Genomic DNA, 18,273 nt, shown 5'->3' on the forward strand with positions numbered 1-18,273 from the left:
CCGTAACGGAACTCCCATGGCCATCACCATCCGCAAACTCGATTCGACCAGCGACGGCTTCGACGCCGCGCTGCGTGCGCTGCTCGCGTTCGAGGCGAGCGAGGACGAAGCGATCGAGCAGTCGGTCGCGAAGATTCTCGCCGACGTGAAGTCGCGCGGCGACGCCGCGGTGCTCGAGTACACGAACCGCTTCGACCGGCTGGACGCGAGCAGCGTCGCCGCGCTCGAACTGCCGCAGGACGCGCTGCAGGCGGCGCTCGACGGCCTCGCGCCGAAGGCGCGCGCGGCGCTCGAAGCTGCCGCGGCACGCGTGCGGGCGTACCACGAGAAGCAGAAGATCGAATGCGGCACCCATAGCTGGCAGTACACGGAAAGCGACGGCACGGTGCTCGGCCAGAAGATCACGCCGCTCGACCGCGTCGGCCTGTACGTGCCGGGCGGCAAGGCCGCCTATCCGTCGTCGGTGCTGATGAACGCGATTCCCGCGCGCGTCGCGGGCGTTGGCGAGATCGTGATGGTCGTGCCGACCCCGGACGGCGTGAAGAACGACCTCGTGCTCGCCGCGGCGCTGCTCGGCGGCGTCGATCGCGTGTTCACGATCGGCGGCGCGCAGGCGGTCGGCGCGCTCGCGTACGGCACGGCGACGGTGCCGGCGGTCGACAAGATCTGCGGGCCCGGCAACGCGTACGTCGCGTCGGCGAAGCGCCGCGTGTTCGGCACGGTCGGCATCGACATGATCGCCGGCCCGTCGGAAATCCTCGTGCTGTGCGACGGCACGACCGATCCGAGCTGGGTCGCGATGGACCTCTTCTCGCAGGCCGAGCACGACGAGCTCGCGCAGTCGATCCTGCTGTGCCCGGACGCCGCGTTCCTCGAGCGCGTCGAGAAGGCGATCGACGAGCTGCTGCCGACGATGCCGCGCCAGGACGTGATCCGCGCGTCGCTGGAAGGCCGCGGCGCGCTGATCAAGGTGCGCGACATGGCCGAAGCATGCCGGATCGCGAACGACATCGCGCCGGAGCACCTGGAGATTTCCGCGCTGGAGCCGCAGCAATGGGGCCAGCAGATCCGCCATGCCGGCGCGATCTTCCTCGGCCGATACACGAGCGAAAGCCTGGGCGACTACTGCGCGGGCCCGAACCACGTGCTGCCGACGTCGCGCACCGCGCGCTTCTCGTCGCCGCTGGGCGTGTACGACTTCATCAAGCGTTCGAGCCTGATCGAGGTCAGCGCCGAAGGCGCGCAGACGCTGGGCGAGATCGCCTCCGAGCTCGCATACGGCGAGGGGCTGCAGGCACACGCGCGCAGCGCCGAGCTCCGGATGAAGGGATGACGTGCGCCGGAGCCGATGCTGGCGCAGCGGTTCCGGTCGACGAGGAGACCCGGTGCAGGGCGGCAGCCGCCGCCTTGCCGACCATTTGACGCCGGCGCGACGCACGCCGGCTTGACACCATGACGACGCCACAAGACATCATCCGCCGCGACGTGCTCGCGATGACGAGCTACCCGGTGCCCGACGCGAGCGGTTTCGTGAAGCTCGACGCGATGGAGAACCCGTATTCGCTGCCCGCGCCGCTCGCGGCGGCGCTCGGCGAACGCCTCGCGCAGGTCGCGCTGAACCGCTACCCGGCGCCGCGCCCGGGCGCGCTGCTCGACAAGCTGCGCCGTACGATGGGCGTGCCGGCCGCTTGCGACGTGCTGCTCGGCAACGGCTCGGACGAAATCATCAGCATGATGTCGGTGGCCTGCGCGAAGCCGGGTGCGAAGGTGCTCGCACCGGTGCCGGGCTTCGTGATGTACGAACTGTCGGCGAAGTTCGCGCAGCTCGAATTCGTCGGCGTGCCGCTCAAGGCGGACCTGACGCTCGACGCCGACGCGATGATCGCGGCGATCGACGAGCATCGGCCCGCGCTCGTCTATCTTGCGTATCCGAACAACCCGACCGGCACGCTGTACGACGAAGCCGACGTCGAGCGGATCATCGCGGCCGCGCGGCACAGCCTGATCGTGATCGACGAGGCGTACCAGCCGTTCGCCGAGCGTTCGTGGCTGCCGCGTGCCGCGGAGTTCGACAACGTCGTCGTGATGCGCACGGTGTCGAAGCTCGGCCTCGCGGGGATCCGCCTCGGCTATCTCGCCGGGCTGCCGGCGTGGCTGACCGAATTCGACAAGGTGCGCCCGCCGTACAACATCAACGTGCTGACTCAGGCGACCGCCGATTTCCTGCTCGACCACCTCGACGTGCTCGACGCGCAGGCGGCCGAACTGCGCGCGCAACGCACGCGTCTCGCGCAGGCCGTGGCCGCGCTGCCGGGCACGACGGTGTTCCCGAGCGCCGGCAATTTCCTGCTGGTGCGCGTGCCGGACGCGGCGGCCGTGTTCGATGCGCTGCTCACGGAGCGGGTGCTGGTCAAAAACGTGAGTAAAATGCATCCGTTGCTGGCCGAATGCGTGCGGCTGACCGTCGGTTCTCCCGACGAAAACGCGCGCCTGCTGGCTGCCTTGAAACTCGCGCTGCCCGGTTGAGCCCAGGGCGCGGCGGTGCGCGACGTTCAATCCCCATTTACATCAGACTCATTCAAGGAATTGCCATGCGTGTGGCGGAAGTCGTTCGCAATACCAGCGAAACGCAGATCCGTGTGAAGCTCGATCTCGACGGTACGGGCCGGCAGAAGCTGGCCACCGGCGTGCCGTTTCTCGACCATATGCTCGACCAGATCGCGCGACATGGTCTGATCGATCTCGAGGTCGAAGCGCATGGCGACACGCATATCGACGACCACCATACGGTCGAGGACGTCGGCATCACGCTCGGTCAGGCCGTCGCGAAGGCGATCGGCGACAAGAAGGGCATCCGCCGCTACGGCCATTCGTACGTGCCGCTCGACGAGGCGCTGTCGCGCGTCGTGATCGACTTCTCGGGCCGTCCGGGTCTCGAATTCCACGTGCCGTTCACGCGCGCGCGGATCGGCACGTTCGACGTCGACTTGTCCATCGAATTCTTCCGCGGATTCGTGAACCACGCGGGCGTCACGCTGCACATCGACAACCTGCGCGGGATCAACGCGCACCACCAGCTCGAAACGGTGTTCAAGGCTTTCGGCCGGGCGCTGCGTGCGGCGGTGGAGCTCGACGAGCGCGCGGCGGGGCAGATTCCGTCGACGAAGGGCAGTCTCTGACTGCCGAACGGACAGGACGCCAACGACACCTCACGGCTTCGGCGCGGCGCGCCGGCTTGCGATGGATCTGCTCAAATCGTTCATTTCGCTGCTGGCGCTGATCAACCCGATCGGCGCGGTGCCGTTTTTCCTGAGCCTCACGGCGCAGCAGTCGGACATCGAGCGGCGCCGCACGATCCGGATCGCGTCGGTGTCGGTGTTCTGCGTGATGACGGTGACGGCGCTGCTCGGGCAGCAGATCATCGACTTCTTCGGCATTTCGGTCGGCTCTCTTGAAGTGGGCGGCGGGATCATCATGTTGCTGATGGCGATCAACATGCTGAACGCGCAGATCGGCAACACGCGATCGACCCCGGAGGAGCGCGACGAGGCCGAGCTGAAGGACAACATCGCGGTCGTGCCGCTGGCGATTCCGCTGCTCACGGGCCCCGGCTCGATCAGCACCGTGATCATCTACGCGGCGAACTCGCGTCACTGGTATGAGCGAGCCGGGCTCGTCGCGATCGGCGCGGTCCTGGCTCTGCTGTGTTTCTTCGCGATGCGGCTTGCCGAGCCGATCGCGAACTGGATCGGCCGCACCGGCATCAACATCGCCACGCGGCTGATGGGTCTGATGCTGTCGGCGCTGGCGGTGGAATTCATCGTCAATGGACTGAGGGCGCTACTGCCTGCACTGAGATGAAAACTTCGATTGCGATTGTGGATTATGGGATGGGCAACCTGCGCTCGGTCGCGCAGGCGCTCAAGAAGGCCGAACCGGCCGCCGACGTGGCGATCGTCGATACGCCGGCCGCGATTCGCGCGGCCGATCGCGTCGTGCTGCCCGGCCAGGGCGCGATGCCCGACTGCATGCGCTGCCTCGGCGAATCGGGGCTGCAGGAAGCGGTGATCGAGGCGTCGCGCACGAAGCCGCTGCTCGGCGTGTGCGTCGGCGAGCAGATGTTGTTCGACTGGAGCGCGGAAGGCGACACGAAGGGCCTGGGCCTTCTGCCCGGCAAGGTCGTGCGTTTCGAGCTCGACGGCCAACTGCAGGACGACGGTTCGCGCTTCAAGGTGCCGCAGATGGGCTGGAACCGCGTGCGCCAGTCGCAGCCTCACCCGCTCTGGGACGGTGTGCCCGACGACGCGTATTTCTACTTCGTGCACAGCTACTACGTGCGCCCGGACAACCCGGCGCACACGGTCGGCGAAACGGCCTACGGCGCGCCGTTTACGTCCGCGGTCGCGCGGGACAACCTCTTCGCGACCCAATTCCACCCGGAGAAAAGCGCCGAGGTCGGGCTGCGTCTGTATCGCAACTTCGTGCACTGGAAGCCGTAAAACGTGGCGCGCGAGCCACAGTCGATCTGGCCGAACGGCCTGTCGCGCGTGGCGAGTGGGCTTAGGCGCCGAAAGAGTTGTACTAAACTAGCGAGACGGCGCGGCACCGGTTTGGCCGGTACGCGCCTGATTCTTTTCATTTTCCACGACGACACCCGATTGCTATGCTGCTGATTCCGGCCATCGATCTCAAAGACGGTCAGTGTGTGCGCCTCAAACAGGGCGATATGGACCAGGCCACGATTTTCTCCGAGGACCCGGCGGCGATGGCCCGCAAGTGGGTCGATCTCGGCGCCCGGCGGCTGCATCTGGTCGACCTGAACGGCGCGTTCGCCGGCAAGCCGAAGAATCTCGACGCGATCGAAGCGATCCTCGACGAAGTCGGCGACGAAATCCCCGTGCAACTCGGCGGCGGCATCCGCAGCCTCGAGACGATCGAGAAGTATCTCGACGCCGGCCTGTCCTACGTGATCATCGGCACCGCGGCCGTGAAGAATCCGGGCTTCCTGCAGGACGCGTGCACCGCGTTCGCCGGCAACATCATCGTCGGGCTCGACGCGAAGGACGGCAAGGTCGCGACCGACGGCTGGAGCAAGCTGACGGGCCACGAAGTGATCGATCTCGCGCGCAAGTTCGAGGACTACGGCGTCGAATCGATCGTCTACACGGACATCGGCCGCGACGGGATGCTGCAGGGCATCAACATCGAAGCGACCGTGAAGCTCGCGCAGGCGGTCGGCATTCCGGTGATCGCAAGCGGCGGCCTGTCGAACCTTACCGACATCGAGCACCTGTGCGAAGTGGAAGAACACGGCGTCGAAGGCGTGATCTGCGGCCGTGCGATCTACTCCGGCGATCTCGATTTCGCGGCCGCGCAAAAGCGCGCGGACGAACTGAACGGCGAACTCGACAACGCCTGAGCGCGGCGGCGTCTTCTTCGCCACGGGCTGCCCACGGGCGGCCCCGACCGGGCGCCTCGCGCGAGGCGTTCGCAACCGGCCGTCCCACCGCGGCCTATGGCGCAACATCATGGCTCTAGCTAAACGCATCATCCCCTGCCTGGACGTGACTGCCGGGCGTGTCGTCAAGGGCGTCAACTTCGTCGAACTGCGCGATGCCGGCGACCCCGTCGAAATCGCCCGCCGCTACGACGACCAGGGCGCCGACGAACTGACGTTCCTCGACATCACCGCGACCTCCGACCAGCGCGACCTGATCCTGCCGATCATCGAGGCCGTCGCGTCGCAGGTCTTCATTCCGCTGACCGTCGGCGGCGGCGTGCGCGCCGTCGAGGACGTGCGGCGCCTGCTGAACGCCGGCGCGGACAAGGTCAGCATGAATTCGTCGGCGGTCGCGAACCCGCAGCTCGTGCGCGACGCGGCCGACAAGTACGGCTCGCAGTGCATCGTCGTCGCGATCGACGCGAAGCGCGTGTCGGCCGACGGCGAGGCGCCGCGCTGGGAAGTGTTCACGCACGGCGGCCGCAAGGGCACGGGCCTCGACGCGATCGAATGGGCGCGCAAGATGGCCGAACTCGGCGCGGGCGAGATCCTGCTCACGAGCATGGACCGCGACGGCACGAAGTCCGGCTTCGACCTCGCGCTCACGCGCGGCGTGTCGGACGCGGTGCCGGTGCCGGTGATCGCATCGGGCGGCGTGGGCTCGCTGCAGGATCTCGCGGACGGCATCAAGGACGGCCGCGCCGACGCGGTGCTGGCCGCGAGCATCTTCCACTACGGCGAGCACACGGTCGGCGAGGCGAAGCGCTTCATGGCCGACCAGGGCATCCCGGTGAGGCTGTGATGAATACGGAAACGAAATCCCTGCCCGCGTGGCTCGACAAGGTCCGCTGGGACGACAACGGCCTCGTGCCGGTGATCGCGCAGGAAGCGTCGACGAACGACGTGCTGATGTTCGCGTGGATGAATCGCGAGGCGCTCGCGAAGACGATCGAGACGCAGCGCGCGGTTTACTATTCGCGCTCGCGCAAGCGCCTCTGGTTCAAGGGCGAGGAGTCGGGCCACGTGCAGCATGTGCACGAGGTGCGCCTCGATTGCGACGAGGACGTCGTGCTGCTGAAGGTCGAGCAGGTGTCGGGCATCGCATGCCACACCGGCCGGCATTCGTGCTTCTTCCAGAAATTCGAAGGTACGGTGGACAGCGGCGACTGGGTCGCGGTCGATCCGGTGCTGAAAGACCCCGAACACATCTACAAATGACGCAATCGACCGAAGACACGCTGCTGCGCCTCGCGGCCGTGATCGATAGCCGCAAGGGCGGCGACCCCGAACAATCGTACGTATCGCGCCTGTTCCACAAGGGCGACGATGCGGTGCTGAAGAAGATCGGCGAAGAGGCGACCGAAGTCGTGCTGGCCGCGAAGGACGTGCGCCAGGGCGGCGCGCCGACGGCGCTGGTCGGCGAGGTGGCCGACCTGTGGTTCCACTGCCTCGTGATGCTGTCGCATTTCGACCTGAGCCCGGCCGACGTGATCGCCGAACTCGAGCGCCGCGAAGGGCTGTCCGGCATCGAGGAAAAGGCGTTGCGCAAGCGCCGCGAGCGCGAGCAGAACGGCGGGTGACGACACGCGGCCTGCCGTGCCGACGACAGTGCGGTAAGCTGTAAGAATTGTCATCTAACGGGGGTAGCATCATGACCGATACGCCGAGCCAGTTTCCGACACCGTCGGTGCCGGGCGCAGCGGACGCCGAGCGACTCAAAGGCCTGCGCACGTTGACGCACGTGTTGTACGGCCTTTATGCGATTCATTGGCTCACGGGCGGCGTCACCGGGATCATCGCGATCATCATCAACTACGTGAAGCGCGACGACGTGGCCGGCACGCCGTACGCCGACCATTTCGAATGGCAGATCCGCACGTTCTGGCGTGCGCTGATCGCCTACGTGATCGGCTTCGCGCTGATGTTCGTGGTGGTCGGGTTCGTCGTCATGTTTGTCACATGGATCTGGACGCTGTACCGTATCATCAAGGGTTGGCTGTACCTGAACGACAACAAGACGCTCGATCCGCAGGCCTGGTTCTGACCGGCGCGCGGGCGTTTCGCAGGAGCAACATGAGTCACGATCCGAATTGCCTGTTCTGCAAGATCGCGGCGGGCGAGATCCCGAGCACGAAGGTGCACGAGGACGACGAATTCGTCGCGTTCCGCGACATCCGCCCGGCGGCCGAGACGCACGTGCTCGTGATTCCGCGCCGGCATCTGCCGACGCTGTCGGCGGCGAGCGAGGACGATGCGCCGATGCTCGGCCGGTTGATGTTGCTGGTCGCGCGCCTGGCCGACCAGCTCGGCGTCGCGTACACGGGCGGCGAAACCGGTTTTCGCACGGTGATCAATACGGGCCCCGGCGGCGGGCAGGAGGTCTACCACCTGCACGCGCATATCCTGGCCGGCCCGCGCCCGTGGCTGCGGATGGGTTGACGTGGCGGGGCGTTTCCCCGCATCGATAGTCGAAGCCGGCGTGCCGCCGGCGATTTGCGCCGCGACGCGGCGTGGTTGAGGAGAGGTTTCATCATGGGTGGATTGAGCATTTGGCACTGGCTGATCGTGCTGCTGATCGTCGCGCTGGTTTTCGGTACGAAGAAGCTGCGCAACATCGGCAACGACCTCGGCAGCGCCGTGAAGGGTTTCAAGGACGGCATGAAGGAAGGCGAGACGCCGGCTGACGCGCAGCAACTGCCGCGCTCGGGTTCGGTCGACGTCAACGCGAAGGAAACGACGCGTTCCGATTCGAACAAGGCGTAAATCGCCTGCACGCTGACAGGCATTCGCGATGCTGGATCTCGGTCTTTCGAAGATGGCGCTGATCGGCGTCGTCGCGCTCGTGGTGCTCGGCCCCGAGCGCCTGCCGCGCGTCGCGCGCACGGCAGGCGCATTGTTCGGCCGCGCGCAGCGGTACATCAACGACGTGAAGGCCGAGGTCTCGCGCGAAATCGAGCTCGACGCGCTGCGGACGATGAAGACCGATTTCGAGGCGGCCGCGCGCAATGTCGAGACGACGATTCACGACAACCTGCGCGAGCACGAGAAGGAGCTGAACGACACGTGGAATTCCGCGGTCGGCGGCCTTAACGAAGGCTCGGTCGATGCCGGCACGTACGGCTCCGACACGCCCGCCGCGCCGTCGTGGCGCGGCAGCACGGCCGCGCTCGCGCCGAAGCGTCGCAACTGGCGTGTGAAACAGGCGGCGACGCCTGTCTGGTACAAGCGCGCGACGACCCGCCGCACGCACGTGCAGTCGGGCGCCGCGCGAGTCGCGCGCCACCAGCCGGCCAGCCTGCGCCGGCCGACGCGCTTCTTCTGAGCCGAGCGCATGCTCGCTCGTCAATCCTACCGAGGGCCGGTGTGAGCGACCCCCAGCAGAACCCGGGCGACGCCCCGGAAGAAACCTTCATCTCCCATCTCGTCGAGCTTCGCGATCGCATCATTCGTGCGGGGCTGGCCGTGATCGTCGTGTTCCTCGGGCTCGTGTACTGGGCGCCCGACATCTTCCGGCTGCTCGCGCGGCCGCTGATGGAAAACCTGCCGAAGGGCGGCAGGATGATCGTCACCGACGTGACCGGCTCGTTCTTCGTGCCGATGAAGGTCACGATGCTCGTCGCGCTCGTGATCGCGCTGCCGGTCGTGCTGTACCAGATCTGGGCGTTCGTCGCGCCGGGGCTGTATCAGCACGAGAAGAAGCTCGTCGCGCCGCTCGTGGGCAGCAGCTATTTCCTGTTCCTGTGCGGGATGGCGTTCGCGTACTTCCTCGTGTTCCCGACGATCTTCCGCGTGATGGCGCACTACAACGCGCCGCTCGGGGCCGAGATGTCCACCGACATCGACAACTATCTGAGCTTCGTGCTCGGGATGTTCATCGCGTTCGGCGTGACGTTCGAGGTGCCGATCGTCGTGGTGCTGCTCGTCCGCATGGGCGTGCTGTCGCTGAAGAAGCTGAAGGAGATGCGGCCTTACGTGATCGTCGGCGCGTTCGTCGTCGCGGCGGTCGTCACGCCGCCGGACGTGTTCTCGCAGCTGATGCTCGCGCTGCCGCTCGTCGTGCTGTTCGAGATCGGACTGCTCGCCGCGCGATTCTTCGTGCCCAAGGCGACCGAAGAACCCGAGGCGGAGAACAACGGCGCCGCCGGCTGACGAAAGCGCCGCGCAGCCGGGCCGGCATGACGGCCACCGGCGATGTCGCTTTTTCGGTTCGGTCACACTTGGCCGGCGGCAGCAAGGGTCGAACGGTGGGGGCGAACGCAGGCTTCACTGCGATGGAAAGAACTTCGCAACAAAACAAATGGGCAGCCGATCGGCTGCCCATTTGCGTTTTCGGCGTGGCCGGCGGACGAAGCCGCGGCGCGAACCGCCATCCGTTACTCGGAGTCGCTGTCCTGCTCGTCGAGCGTCTGTTTCGGCGGCGGCGGGCGCTTGCCGATCACCACGCTCACGTCGAACTCCTTGCCCTTGCGCACGACGTGCACCTTGGTCGGCGTGCCCGGCTTGATCTGCGCGACGGTATTCAGCAGCTTCGTCGTGTCGGTGATTTCATCGCCGTTCACGCTGACGAGGATGTCGCCCGGCTTGATGCCGGCCTTGTCGGCCGGACCGCCCTGCAGCACGCCCGCGACGATCGCGCCCGACTTCTGCTGGAGCCCGAACGACTCGGCGATTTCCGGCGTGACGTCTTGCGGCTCGACGCCGATCCAGCCGCGCGTGACCGAGCCCGTCGTGATGATGCTCTCGAGCACGGTGCGCGCGGTCGACACGGGGATCGCGAAGCCGATGCCGAGCGAGCCGCCCGAGCGCGAGTAGATCGCCGTGTTGATGCCGAGCAGGTTGCCGTTCACGTCGACCAGCGCGCCGCCCGAGTTGCCCGGATTGATCGGCGCGTCGGTCTGGATGAAGTTCTCGAACGTGTTGATGCCGAGGTGATTGCGGCCCAGCGCGCTGATGATGCCCATCGTGACCGTCTGGCCGACACCGAACGGGTTGCCGATCGCGAGGACGACGTCGCCGACGCGCGACTGGTCGGAACGGCCGAGCGTGATCGTCGGCAGGTTCGTCATGTTGATCTTCAGCACGGCGAGATCGGTTTCCGGATCGCTGCCGATCACCTTCGCGGTGCCCGTGCGGCCGTCGGCGAGCGCGACTTCGATCTGGTCGGCGCCGTCCACGACGTGCTGGTTCGTTAGAATGTAACCTTCCGGGCTCACGATAACGCCGGAGCCGAGGTTGGCCGCCGGTTCGTCCTGCTGCTTGCGGGCGTTGCGGTCGCCGAAGAAGTAGCGGAACAGCGGATCCTTCGCGCGCGGATCGGGCGGCAGCGAGCCGTCCTTGCTGGAGAAGACGTTGACGACTGCGGGCATCGCCTTTTGCGCGGCTTCCGCGTACGACGTGGTCGCCGGTGCACCGCCGATGCCCGGCGCGACTTCCCGCAGCGCGACGATCGGCGTGGCGAGCTGCTTGCCGAGCTGTCCTTGCCGTTGCAGCCATTGCGGCTTGAGCGTCACGACGATGAACATCAGCGCGAGCAGTACGGTGACCGCCTGCGCGAAGAACAGCCAGAAGCGTCTAAGCATCTGAATGGATTAGAGGTTTATATGGATCGGATCGAACTTGAATTGTACTTGAACAATACCCTTGAAACCGCGCGCTTCAAGGACTATTGCCCGAATGGCCTTCAGGTCGAGGGCCGCCGCAAGATCGAGAAGATTGCCACCGGCGTGACGGCGTCGGTCGCGTTCCTCGAAGCCGCGCTCGAATGGGGGGCGGATGCGGTGCTCGTCCATCACGGCTATTTCTGGCGCAACGAGGCGCCGCAGATCACGGGCCGCAAGTACCAGCGCCTGAAGCTGCTGCTCGCGAACGACCTGAACCTGTTCGCGTTCCACCTGCCGCTCGACGCGCATCCCGAATTCGGCAACAACGCGCAGCTCGGCCAGAAGCTCGGCCTGATCGGCGAACAGCGTTTCGGCGACGGCGACCTCGGCTGGATGGCCACGCTGCCGATGCCCGTCACGCTCGAGCACTTCGTCGCGAAGGTCGAGAACACCCTGGGTCGCACGCCGCTCGTGCTCGGCGATCCCGACATGCAGTTGCGCCGCATCGCGTGGTGCACGGGCGCCGCGCAGAGCTATTTCGACGCAGCGATCGATGCCGGCGCCGACGTGTTCCTGACCGGCGAAGTGTCGGAATCCGTCACGCACGCGTCGGCCGAGAGCGGCGTCGCGTTCGTTGCGGCAGGGCACCATGCGACCGAACGCTACGGAATCCAGGCGCTTGGCGCGCATTTATCCGAAGAATTCGATATCGAGCACCTTTTTATCGACATTCATAATCCTGTCTGAGGACGAATTTGCGGCGGCGCATCGAAATTTCGCAATGTAGCGGATGCTTAAAAGCGAAATGATTTAATCGCTCCGATAGTGGGGGGGAAACCCTTAACTATCAACCACTTCGAAGGGATTTTCATCTCCGGGCCTTGTAAATGGCGACTCCATTCGCGCAAACTAGCGGCGGAATGAAAAGTCGTGACGGAAAATCCAACTCAGAAGTGGGGCGTGTGATGCGAGACAAGGAAGAAAAACGCGTCGACAGCGGCCGCCGTACCTGGCTGATTGCGACATCCGTAGCAGGTGGCGTGGGAGGCGTAGCCACCGTCATACCTTTCGCGGCGTCGCTTGCGCCGTCCGCGAAAGCGAAAGCGGCCGGTGCTCCGGTCGAGGTCGACATCAGCGGCCTGAAGCCCGGCGAGATGGTCACCGTGCCGTGGCGCGGCAAGCCGGTCTGGATCCTGAACCGCACCGACGACATGCTGGCCGACGTCGTCAAGGCCGACAAGGAAGTGGCCGATCCGACCACGAAATCCCCGTATTCGATGCCGTTGCCCGCGTATTGCGCGAACGAATATCGCTCGCGGGCCGATCGCAAGAACATTCTCGTCGTGATGGCCGTGTGTACGCACCTCGGCTGCACGCCTAGCCAACGCTTCACGCCGGGTCCGCAGCCGAACCTGCCGGACGACTGGCCGGGCGGTTTCCTGTGCCCGTGCCACGGTTCGACCTACGACCTCGCCGGCCGCGTGTTCAAGAACAAGCCGGCGCCTCAGAATCTCGACATCCCGCCCTACATGTTCACGTCGGCGACGACCCTCGTGATCGGCAAGGACGAGAAAGGAGAAGCGTGATGGCTGCCGACAACAAAGAAGTCTCCACGACAGGTCTCACCGGCTGGATCGATCAGCGCTTCCCGCTCACGTCCACCTGGAAGAAGCACGTTTCCGAGTACTACGCGCCGAAGAACTTCAACTTCTGGTACTTCTTCGGCTCCCTCGCGCTGCTCGTGCTCGTCAACCAGATCGTCACGGGCATCTTCCTGACGATGAACTACAAGCCCGACTCGCTGCTCGCGTTCGCGTCGGTCGAGTACATCATGCGCGAGGTGCCCTGGGGCTGGCTGATCCGCTACATGCACTCGACCGGTGCATCGATGTTCTTCGTCGTCGTGTACCTGCACATGTTCCGCGGGCTGATGTACGGGTCGTACCGCAAGCCGCGCGAGCTCGTGTGGATCTTCGGTTGTGCGATCTTCCTGTGCCTGATGGCCGAGGCGTTCTTCGGCTACCTGCTGCCGTGGGGCCAGATGTCGTTCTGGGGCGCGCAGGTGATCGTGAACCTGTTCTCGGCAATTCCGTTCGTCGGCCCGGACCTGTCGTTGTGGATCCGCGGCGACTACGTCGTGTCCGACGTCACGCTGAACCGCTTCTTCGCGTTCCACGTAATCGCGATTCCGCTCGTGCTGGTCGGCCTCGTGGTCGCGCACCTCGTCGCGCTGCACGAGGTCGGGTCAAACAACCCGGACGGCATCGAGATCAAGGCGAAGAAGGATGCGAACGGCATTCCGCTCGATGGCATCCCGTTCCATCCGTACTACTCGGTGCACGATTTCTTCGGCGTCTGCGTGTTCCTGATGGTGTTCGCGCTGATCGTGTTCTTCGCGCCGGAGATGGGCGGGTACTTCCTCGAGTCGAACAACTTCGTCCCCGCGAACCCGCTGCAGACGCCGCCGGAAATCGCGCCGGTCTGGTACTTCACCGCGTTCTACGCGATGCTGCGCGCGACCACCGACCCGTTCAAGATCGTGCTGATGATCGTGATCGCGCTGCTCGGCGTGCTCGCGCTGATTCGCGCGCGCGGCAAGTGGAAGATCGGCCTGCCCGTGCTGGCCGCGGCGATCGTCGTGTTCATGTTCCTGACGGAATCGAAGTTCTGGGGCGTCGTGGTGATGGGCTCGGCGGTGATCACGCTGTTCTTCCTGCCGTGGCTCGACCGCAGCCCGGTGAAGTCGATCCGTTACCGGCCGCTGTTCCACAAGGTGTTCCTCGGGATCTTCGTCGCGGCGTTCCTGACCCTTGCGTTCCTCGGCACGCGGCCGCCATCGCCGGCCGCGACGCTGATCGCGCAGGGCTGCGCGCTGATCTACTTCGCGTTCTTCCTCGGCATGCCCGTCTGGACGCCGCTTGGCACGTTCAAGCAGCCGCCGGAGCGGGTGCGCTTCAAGCCCCATTAATGTGAGCGAGGAGAGAACGACATGAAGAAACTGCTTTCGACGCTCGCGCTGATCGGGGCGACGGCCGTGGCGCTGCTGGCGGCGCCGGCCGTGCGCGCGGAAGGTAATTTTCCGCTCGACCGGGCGCCCGATAACACGGAAAATCTCGTTTCGCTTCAGCACGGCGCGCAATTGTTTGTAAACTATTGCCTGAACTGCCACAGCGCGAACCTGATGCGCTACAACCGTCTGACGGATCTGGGCATATCCCAGAAGGAGATCGAAAAGAATCTCCTGTTTACGACCGACAAGGTCGGCAACACGATGTCCGTCGCGATGCGGCCCGAAGACGCGAAGAACTGGCTCGGCACCTCGCCGCCCGACCTGTCGGTCGAGGAACGGGCGCGCGGCCGCGACTGGCTGTACACGTATCTGCGGAGTTTCTACCGCGACGATACGCGGCCGACCGGCTGGAACAACGCGGTGTTCGAGAACGTCGGCATGCCCCATGTATTGTGGCAACTGCAGGGGCAGCGCACTGCCAAATTCGAAGACAAGACGGACGAGGAGACGGGCGAGAAGGTCCACACGCTCGTCGGCTTCCAGCAGGTCACGCCGGGGACGTTGTCGTCGCCGGACTATGATGCTGCCGTGGCCGATCTGGTGGCCTATATGACATGGATGTCCGAGCCGGCCCAGCAGACCCGCAAGCGCCTCGGCGTGTGGGTGCTGGTCTTTCTCGGTGTCCTGACTTTCCTGGCCTGGCGGCTCAATGCCGCGTACTGGAAAGATATCAAGTAAACACGCCTGACCGGCGTGGGGCCGGCGCAAGGCGGAACCCGTGAAAGGGGTTGCGCCGCGTGCCGGCCCTCGGCTTTTTTGAGGAAACGCAAATATGATGGTTCTGTATTCCGGCACAACTTGCCCGTTCTCCCAGCGTTGCCGGCTGGTGCTGTTCGAGAAGGGCATGGACTTCGAGATCCGTGACGTCGACCTGTTCAACAAGCCGGAAGACATCTCGGTGATGAACCCGTACGGTCAGGTGCCGATTCTGGTCGAGCGCGACCTGATCCTGTACGAATCGAACATCATCAACGAATACATCGACGAGCGCTTCCCGCACCCGCAACTGATGCCGGCCGACCCGGTGCAGCGCGCACGTGCTCGCCTGTTCCTGCTCAACTTCGAGAAGGAACTGTTCGTTCACGTCAGCACGCTCGAGAACGAAAAGGGCAAGGCAGCGGAGAAGAACCACGAGAAGGCACGCCTCGCGATCCGCGATCGCCTGACGCAGCTCGCGCCGATCTTCGTGAAGAACAAGTACATGCTCGGCGAGGAATTCTCGATGCTCGACGTCGCGATCGCGCCGCTGTTGTGGCGTCTCGATCACTACGGCATCGAGCTGTCGAAGAACGCTGCGCCGCTGATGAAGTACGCCGAGCGGATCTTCAGCCGTCCGGCGTATATCGAAGCACTGACGCCGTCCGAAAAGGTCATGCGTCGTTGATGGTGCAATGAGTGCATGACGGAGCGGGCGGCGCGGCGTGCCGCGTGCCCGCTCCGGGTTCGAGGATTGTGATGCAAGAGATTTCAACGAAGCCTTATCTGCTGCGCGCGCTGTACGAGTGGTGCACCGATAACGGTTACACGCCGCATATCGCGGTGAGGGTCGACAACTCGACGCGCGTGCCGCGTCAGTTCGTGCGTGACGGCGAGATCGTGCTCAACATCAGCTTCGAGGCGACGAGCCAGCTGCAGATGGGCAACGAGTGGATCGAGTTCACTGCCCGGTTCTCCGGGAAGGCGCACAAGATCGAGATTCCGGTGGCCAACGTGCTCGCGATTTACGCGCGGGAGAACGGGCAAGGGATGGCATTCCAGGTCGATGCGGTGGCGGGCGAGGGCGAGGATTCGGGCGCGTTCGAGGACGATGCCGAGCAGGCCGACGATGCGCGTCGCGACGAATCGCCCGCGGTGCTGACGCCGGTTGCGGATCATGGCGCGAACGAGGAGCCGTCCGAGGGCGCCGACGAGCCGCCGAAAACCGACGGCGATGGTTCGAAAGGCGGCAGCAGACCTCGCCTCAAGATCGTGAAATGAGGTAGAATCTCGGGCTTACGCCGGCTTAGCTCATCTGGTAGAGCAGTTGATTTGTAATCATCAGGTGGCGGGTTCGAGTCCTGCAGCCGGCACCATATCCGAAAAGGGGTTACGCGATGTTTGCGTAGCCCCTTCGCGTTTCCAATACCCCTCGGCATTTCCAATCTGCATTGGCGAACAGGCTTGTTCAGCTACATGCCGTATGTGTAGCGTTTCTTCAAGCGAGGGTTCGTCTTGTCGCAAAGCAAATCGACGGGCCGGAATGAGTGCAAGCCCTCATGGCGATCCTCTACGAGTAACACATAACGCATCGCCGAGAAGATCACGATTTGATTCCTCATGAAGTTGTCAGCGCAACGGTTGACGGGGCGACGCTCCTGCGCGCGTGGCGCGAATATCTCGGGCTGACGCAGGCCGAAGTCGCGACGCGACTCGGCATCAGCCAGTCCGCCTACGCTCAACAGGAGGGCAGCGAGAAGCTGCGCAAGTCGACGCGCGAGAAGATCGCCGCCGCGCTCGGCATCACGGACGCGCAGCTCGGCGTCTGACGAGCGGTTGGCGCAGCAGAGAGCTGCCTGGGACTTCGGTGCCGGGCGGCTTTTTTTCGCCTGTATCGATGCACGGGGTTGGCGGATTCAAACGTCCTCACAGCAGTTGGTTGCTGGTCCGCATTGCGCGCGTGGCAGGGATAGCCTTGAGAGCGGTTCGACCCTAGGGCGGGCTGATTCGGATCCGGCGTGCGCAGTTGTAGCCCCGCCCCAACTGCGCGCAAAAATGTACGGTTTTTATGCACTCATGCGCCAGGTGCGCGGGGCCGCCCGGCGCGGGCCGTTTCTTCTATGCACTTTTATGCGCCTTGTTTACGCAAGGTAGAAAGAGGTATTGCTCCTTTTGCCCGACGCGCAGCAGATACGCCGAACTAGGAGCGAAAAAAGCATTACCGTTTCGAGACATGCACGCCCGATACTCTGAAGAGAGGGCGAAAATAGTTGCATGTGTTAGTAACGTTTGCTAGAGTTCGCTGCATCAAGCCCTTGGCAGTACGCCGACGCACCACATCCAGCGCCGCGCCGAACCCCTGGGCTTTTCTGCGTTCTGGGGTCAGAAAAAAGAAAAGGGGACGGCGATGCCGACAGCGATCCTGATTGACGGCGCGTTCTTCATCAAGCGCTTCCGAGCTATCGAGCCGCAAAACGCGCTAGACGCGCAGCGAGCTGCCGAATGCGCCCACCGATGGGCGTGCGCTCACCTTACACCACCGACACGGCCAGCGCGTCGGAATCCGGGCGAGGCTCCAGTGCCTGACCGTCAGCGGGTTCGTCAACAGCGACACGAGCTGTACCGCATCTTCTTTTACGATTGCCCGCCGCTCGACAAGAAGATGCACAACCCGATCAGCAAGAAGTCAGTCGACTTTGGAAAATCGGTTGAAGCAAAGTTTCGACTCGAACTTCATGAGCACCTGCGCGGCAAGCGGAAAGTTGCGCTGCGCTTGGGGCATCTGTCCGCACTAACCCAATGGGTCATCAAGCCGGACAAGGTCGCGGCACTCCTGGCCGGACAAATCGAAATGAAGGACATTACGCCCGACGACGTGATGGTTGATGTGCGCCAGAAGGGGGTGGACATGCGGATCGGTGTTGACGTTTCGTCCCTTGCCTTCAAGAAACAGGTCGATCAGATCGTGCTGATTGCGGGCGACGCCGATTTCGTACCTGCCGCCAAGCAGGCGCGGCGTGAGGGCATAGACTTCATCCTCGATCCCATGTGGCAACGCATTCCGTCGAACTTGAATGAGCACATCGACGGACTCCGTTCGACATGCCCGCAACAACAGCGGAGAGCCGCACAGCCGGCCGCTGCACAGCCAGCCGCGGAGCGGGTGGCGCAAGCAGCAGCGCAACTGAACGCCGCGCAGCAATAGGGGGCCGCGCGCCTACTGGGGCGCTGGCGGCAAAGTCTGGTCGGTCATGGGAAGCATTTGGCGCGAACGAGACGCTCGCGCTAGACGGCTGTGCACCTTGGTTATGGAGCTTCGGGGTTTGTGCAGTTCCACCAAGTAGGCGCTTAGCTGGTCATCCTACACATTGAGCGGCCTAGCTATCCTTCGGTCGCAATGACCGTAT

22 protein-coding genes, 1 tRNA gene and 1 pseudogene are annotated in these 18,273 nt (G+C 64.5%); 23 read left to right on the forward strand and 1 reads right to left on the reverse strand.

Annotation, left to right across the window (positions count from 1 at the left end; all coding sequences use genetic code 11):
* The first annotated feature begins 16 nt into the window (after window positions 1-16).
* From hisD to tatC, 14 genes are all read left to right on the forward strand, one after another.
* Entirely contained in the window at window positions 17-1,333 is a 1,317-nt protein-coding gene (gene hisD / locus WS51_RS12555) for a histidinol dehydrogenase (RefSeq protein WP_059449814.1), read from the forward strand.
* A 119-nt stretch (window positions 1,334-1,452) separates the two neighbouring features.
* The gene (gene hisC, locus WS51_RS12560; RefSeq protein ID WP_059794254.1) at window positions 1,453-2,526 is read left to right on the forward strand and encodes a histidinol-phosphate transaminase; all 1,074 of its coding nucleotides are present in this window, start codon (window positions 1,453-1,455) and stop codon (window positions 2,524-2,526) included.
* A 65-nt stretch (window positions 2,527-2,591) separates the two neighbouring features.
* Window positions 2,592-3,179: an imidazoleglycerol-phosphate dehydratase HisB gene (hisB, locus tag WS51_RS12565; RefSeq protein ID WP_006751804.1), complete on the forward strand. Its 588-nt coding sequence runs from the start codon at window positions 2,592-2,594 to the stop codon at window positions 3,177-3,179.
* 61 nt (window positions 3,180-3,240) lie between these two features.
* Complete coding sequence (locus WS51_RS12570; RefSeq protein ID WP_059449812.1) at window positions 3,241-3,861, forward strand: MarC family protein; 621 nt, start codon at window positions 3,241-3,243, stop codon at window positions 3,859-3,861.
* Window positions 3,858-4,499, forward strand: coding sequence for an imidazole glycerol phosphate synthase subunit HisH (gene hisH / locus WS51_RS12575; protein WP_059449811.1), 642 nt, complete (start codon window positions 3,858-3,860; stop codon window positions 4,497-4,499). The genes WS51_RS12570 and hisH overlap by 4 nt, the downstream gene beginning before the upstream one ends.
* Window positions 4,500-4,663: 164 nt before the next feature.
* Complete coding sequence (gene hisA / locus WS51_RS12580; RefSeq protein WP_059449810.1) at window positions 4,664-5,419, forward strand: 1-(5-phosphoribosyl)-5-[(5-phosphoribosylamino)methylideneamino]imidazole-4-carboxamide isomerase; 756 nt, start codon at window positions 4,664-4,666, stop codon at window positions 5,417-5,419.
* A gap of 109 nt (window positions 5,420-5,528) precedes the next feature.
* A complete protein-coding gene (gene hisF, locus WS51_RS12585; RefSeq protein WP_059449809.1) occupies window positions 5,529-6,302 on the forward strand; it encodes an imidazole glycerol phosphate synthase subunit HisF in 774 nt (257 codons plus the stop codon).
* Window positions 6,302-6,718, forward strand: coding sequence for a phosphoribosyl-AMP cyclohydrolase (gene hisI / locus WS51_RS12590; RefSeq protein WP_044845954.1), 417 nt, complete (start codon window positions 6,302-6,304; stop codon window positions 6,716-6,718). Before hisF ends, hisI begins: the two co-directional genes overlap by 1 nt.
* Window positions 6,715-7,080 carry a phosphoribosyl-ATP diphosphatase gene (locus WS51_RS12595; protein ID WP_059449808.1) on the forward strand — a complete coding sequence of 122 codons (366 nt, stop codon included), beginning with the start codon at window positions 6,715-6,717 and terminating at the stop codon, window positions 7,078-7,080. Before hisI ends, WS51_RS12595 begins: the two co-directional genes overlap by 4 nt.
* A 71-nt stretch (window positions 7,081-7,151) precedes the next feature.
* Window positions 7,152-7,544, forward strand: a complete 393-nt coding sequence (locus WS51_RS12600; RefSeq protein ID WP_059449807.1) for a DUF4870 family protein — start codon at window positions 7,152-7,154, stop codon at window positions 7,542-7,544.
* Window positions 7,545-7,573: 29 nt separating this feature from the next.
* A complete protein-coding gene (locus WS51_RS12605; protein ID WP_059504644.1) occupies window positions 7,574-7,939 on the forward strand; it encodes a histidine triad nucleotide-binding protein in 366 nt (121 codons plus the stop codon).
* A gap of 93 nt (window positions 7,940-8,032) precedes the next feature.
* Entirely contained in the window at window positions 8,033-8,263 is a 231-nt protein-coding gene (gene tatA, locus WS51_RS12610; RefSeq protein ID WP_034183658.1) for a Sec-independent protein translocase subunit TatA, read from the forward strand.
* A 28-nt stretch (window positions 8,264-8,291) separates the two neighbouring features.
* A complete protein-coding gene (tatB, locus tag WS51_RS12615) occupies window positions 8,292-8,822 on the forward strand; it encodes a Sec-independent protein translocase protein TatB (RefSeq protein WP_059449805.1) in 531 nt (176 codons plus the stop codon).
* A gap of 41 nt (window positions 8,823-8,863) precedes the next feature.
* Window positions 8,864-9,649, forward strand: a complete 786-nt coding sequence (tatC, locus tag WS51_RS12620) for a twin-arginine translocase subunit TatC (protein WP_059543780.1) — start codon at window positions 8,864-8,866, stop codon at window positions 9,647-9,649.
* A 224-nt stretch (window positions 9,650-9,873) separates the two neighbouring features.
* On the opposite strand, the gene WS51_RS12625 is transcribed toward tatC, so the two are convergent.
* Window positions 9,874-11,079, reverse strand: a complete 1,206-nt coding sequence (locus WS51_RS12625) for a Do family serine endopeptidase (protein ID WP_059449803.1) — start codon at window positions 11,077-11,079, stop codon at window positions 9,874-9,876.
* A 21-nt stretch (window positions 11,080-11,100) separates the two neighbouring features.
* Here WS51_RS12625 and WS51_RS12630 point away from each other — a divergent pair, with 21 nt between their 5' ends.
* From WS51_RS12630 to WS51_RS12670, 9 genes and pseudogenes are all read left to right on the forward strand, one after another.
* Window positions 11,101-11,847, forward strand: a complete 747-nt coding sequence (locus tag WS51_RS12630; RefSeq protein ID WP_059543786.1) for a Nif3-like dinuclear metal center hexameric protein — start codon at window positions 11,101-11,103, stop codon at window positions 11,845-11,847.
* Window positions 11,848-12,065: 218 nt separating this feature from the next.
* Complete coding sequence (gene petA / locus WS51_RS12635) at window positions 12,066-12,686, forward strand: ubiquinol-cytochrome c reductase iron-sulfur subunit (RefSeq protein WP_009691892.1); 621 nt, start codon at window positions 12,066-12,068, stop codon at window positions 12,684-12,686.
* Window positions 12,686-14,068, forward strand: coding sequence for a cytochrome b (locus tag WS51_RS12640; protein WP_059543788.1), 1,383 nt, complete (start codon window positions 12,686-12,688; stop codon window positions 14,066-14,068). Before petA ends, WS51_RS12640 begins: the two co-directional genes overlap by 1 nt.
* A gap of 21 nt (window positions 14,069-14,089) precedes the next feature.
* Window positions 14,090-14,848, forward strand: a complete 759-nt coding sequence (locus tag WS51_RS12645) for a cytochrome c1 (RefSeq protein ID WP_059449800.1) — start codon at window positions 14,090-14,092, stop codon at window positions 14,846-14,848.
* Window positions 14,849-14,942: 94 nt separating this feature from the next.
* Entirely contained in the window at window positions 14,943-15,554 is a 612-nt protein-coding gene (locus tag WS51_RS12650) for a glutathione S-transferase N-terminal domain-containing protein (RefSeq protein ID WP_006400565.1), read from the forward strand.
* Window positions 15,555-15,625: 71 nt separating this feature from the next.
* A complete protein-coding gene (locus tag WS51_RS12655) occupies window positions 15,626-16,147 on the forward strand; it encodes a ClpXP protease specificity-enhancing factor (protein WP_059449799.1) in 522 nt (173 codons plus the stop codon).
* Window positions 16,148-16,166: 19 nt separating this feature from the next.
* Window positions 16,167-16,242 (forward strand) — tRNA-Thr (locus WS51_RS12660).
* Window positions 16,243-16,458: 216 nt separating this feature from the next.
* A pseudogene (locus tag WS51_RS12665) lies at window positions 16,459-16,695 on the forward strand (helix-turn-helix domain-containing protein); the annotation flags it as partial.
* A 578-nt stretch (window positions 16,696-17,273) separates the two neighbouring features.
* Window positions 17,274-18,071: an NYN domain-containing protein gene (locus WS51_RS12670; RefSeq protein ID WP_069229267.1), complete on the forward strand. Its 798-nt coding sequence runs from the start codon at window positions 17,274-17,276 to the stop codon at window positions 18,069-18,071.
* Window positions 18,072-18,273: the final 202 nt, after the last annotated feature.

The sequence above is a fragment of the Burkholderia territorii genome (genome assembly GCF_001718335.1).
In the GTDB taxonomy this organism is placed as follows: Bacteria; Pseudomonadota; Gammaproteobacteria; order Burkholderiales; family Burkholderiaceae; genus Burkholderia; species Burkholderia territorii.

Bases quoted from the DNA above. Each gene is read 5' to 3' on its own strand.
- WS51_RS12670 (WP_069229267.1), top strand. From the start codon at position 17,274: ATGCCGACAGCGATCCTGATTGACGGCGCGTTCTTCATCAAGCGCTTC.
- hisA (WP_059449810.1), top strand. From the start codon at position 4,664: ATGCTGCTGATTCCGGCCATCGATCTCAAAGACGGTCAGTGTGTGCGC.
- WS51_RS12655 (WP_059449799.1), top strand. From the start codon at position 15,626: ATGCAAGAGATTTCAACGAAGCCTTATCTGCTGCGCGCGCTGTACGAG.
- hisF (WP_059449809.1), top strand. From the start codon at position 5,529: ATGGCTCTAGCTAAACGCATCATCCCCTGCCTGGACGTGACTGCCGGG.
- petA (WP_009691892.1), top strand. From the start codon at position 12,066: ATGCGAGACAAGGAAGAAAAACGCGTCGACAGCGGCCGCCGTACCTGG.
- WS51_RS12605 (WP_059504644.1), top strand. From the start codon at position 7,574: ATGAGTCACGATCCGAATTGCCTGTTCTGCAAGATCGCGGCGGGCGAG.
- WS51_RS12600 (WP_059449807.1), top strand. From the start codon at position 7,152: ATGACCGATACGCCGAGCCAGTTTCCGACACCGTCGGTGCCGGGCGCA.
- WS51_RS12595 (WP_059449808.1), top strand. From the start codon at position 6,715: ATGACGCAATCGACCGAAGACACGCTGCTGCGCCTCGCGGCCGTGATC.
- hisD (WP_059449814.1), top strand. From the start codon at position 17: ATGGCCATCACCATCCGCAAACTCGATTCGACCAGCGACGGCTTCGAC.
- WS51_RS12640 (WP_059543788.1), top strand. From the start codon at position 12,686: ATGGCTGCCGACAACAAAGAAGTCTCCACGACAGGTCTCACCGGCTGG.
- WS51_RS12570 (WP_059449812.1), top strand. From the start codon at position 3,241: ATGGATCTGCTCAAATCGTTCATTTCGCTGCTGGCGCTGATCAACCCG.
- hisH (WP_059449811.1), top strand. From the start codon at position 3,858: ATGAAAACTTCGATTGCGATTGTGGATTATGGGATGGGCAACCTGCGC.
- WS51_RS12650 (WP_006400565.1), top strand. From the start codon at position 14,943: ATGATGGTTCTGTATTCCGGCACAACTTGCCCGTTCTCCCAGCGTTGC.
- tatA (WP_034183658.1), top strand. From the start codon at position 8,033: ATGGGTGGATTGAGCATTTGGCACTGGCTGATCGTGCTGCTGATCGTC.
- WS51_RS12625 (WP_059449803.1), bottom strand. From the start codon at position 11,079: ATGCTTAGACGCTTCTGGCTGTTCTTCGCGCAGGCGGTCACCGTACTG.
- hisI (WP_044845954.1), top strand. From the start codon at position 6,302: ATGAATACGGAAACGAAATCCCTGCCCGCGTGGCTCGACAAGGTCCGC.
- tatB (WP_059449805.1), top strand. From the start codon at position 8,292: ATGCTGGATCTCGGTCTTTCGAAGATGGCGCTGATCGGCGTCGTCGCG.
- hisB (WP_006751804.1), top strand. From the start codon at position 2,592: ATGCGTGTGGCGGAAGTCGTTCGCAATACCAGCGAAACGCAGATCCGT.
- WS51_RS12630 (WP_059543786.1), top strand. From the start codon at position 11,101: ATGGATCGGATCGAACTTGAATTGTACTTGAACAATACCCTTGAAACC.
- hisC (WP_059794254.1), top strand. From the start codon at position 1,453: ATGACGACGCCACAAGACATCATCCGCCGCGACGTGCTCGCGATGACG.
- WS51_RS12645 (WP_059449800.1), top strand. From the start codon at position 14,090: ATGAAGAAACTGCTTTCGACGCTCGCGCTGATCGGGGCGACGGCCGTG.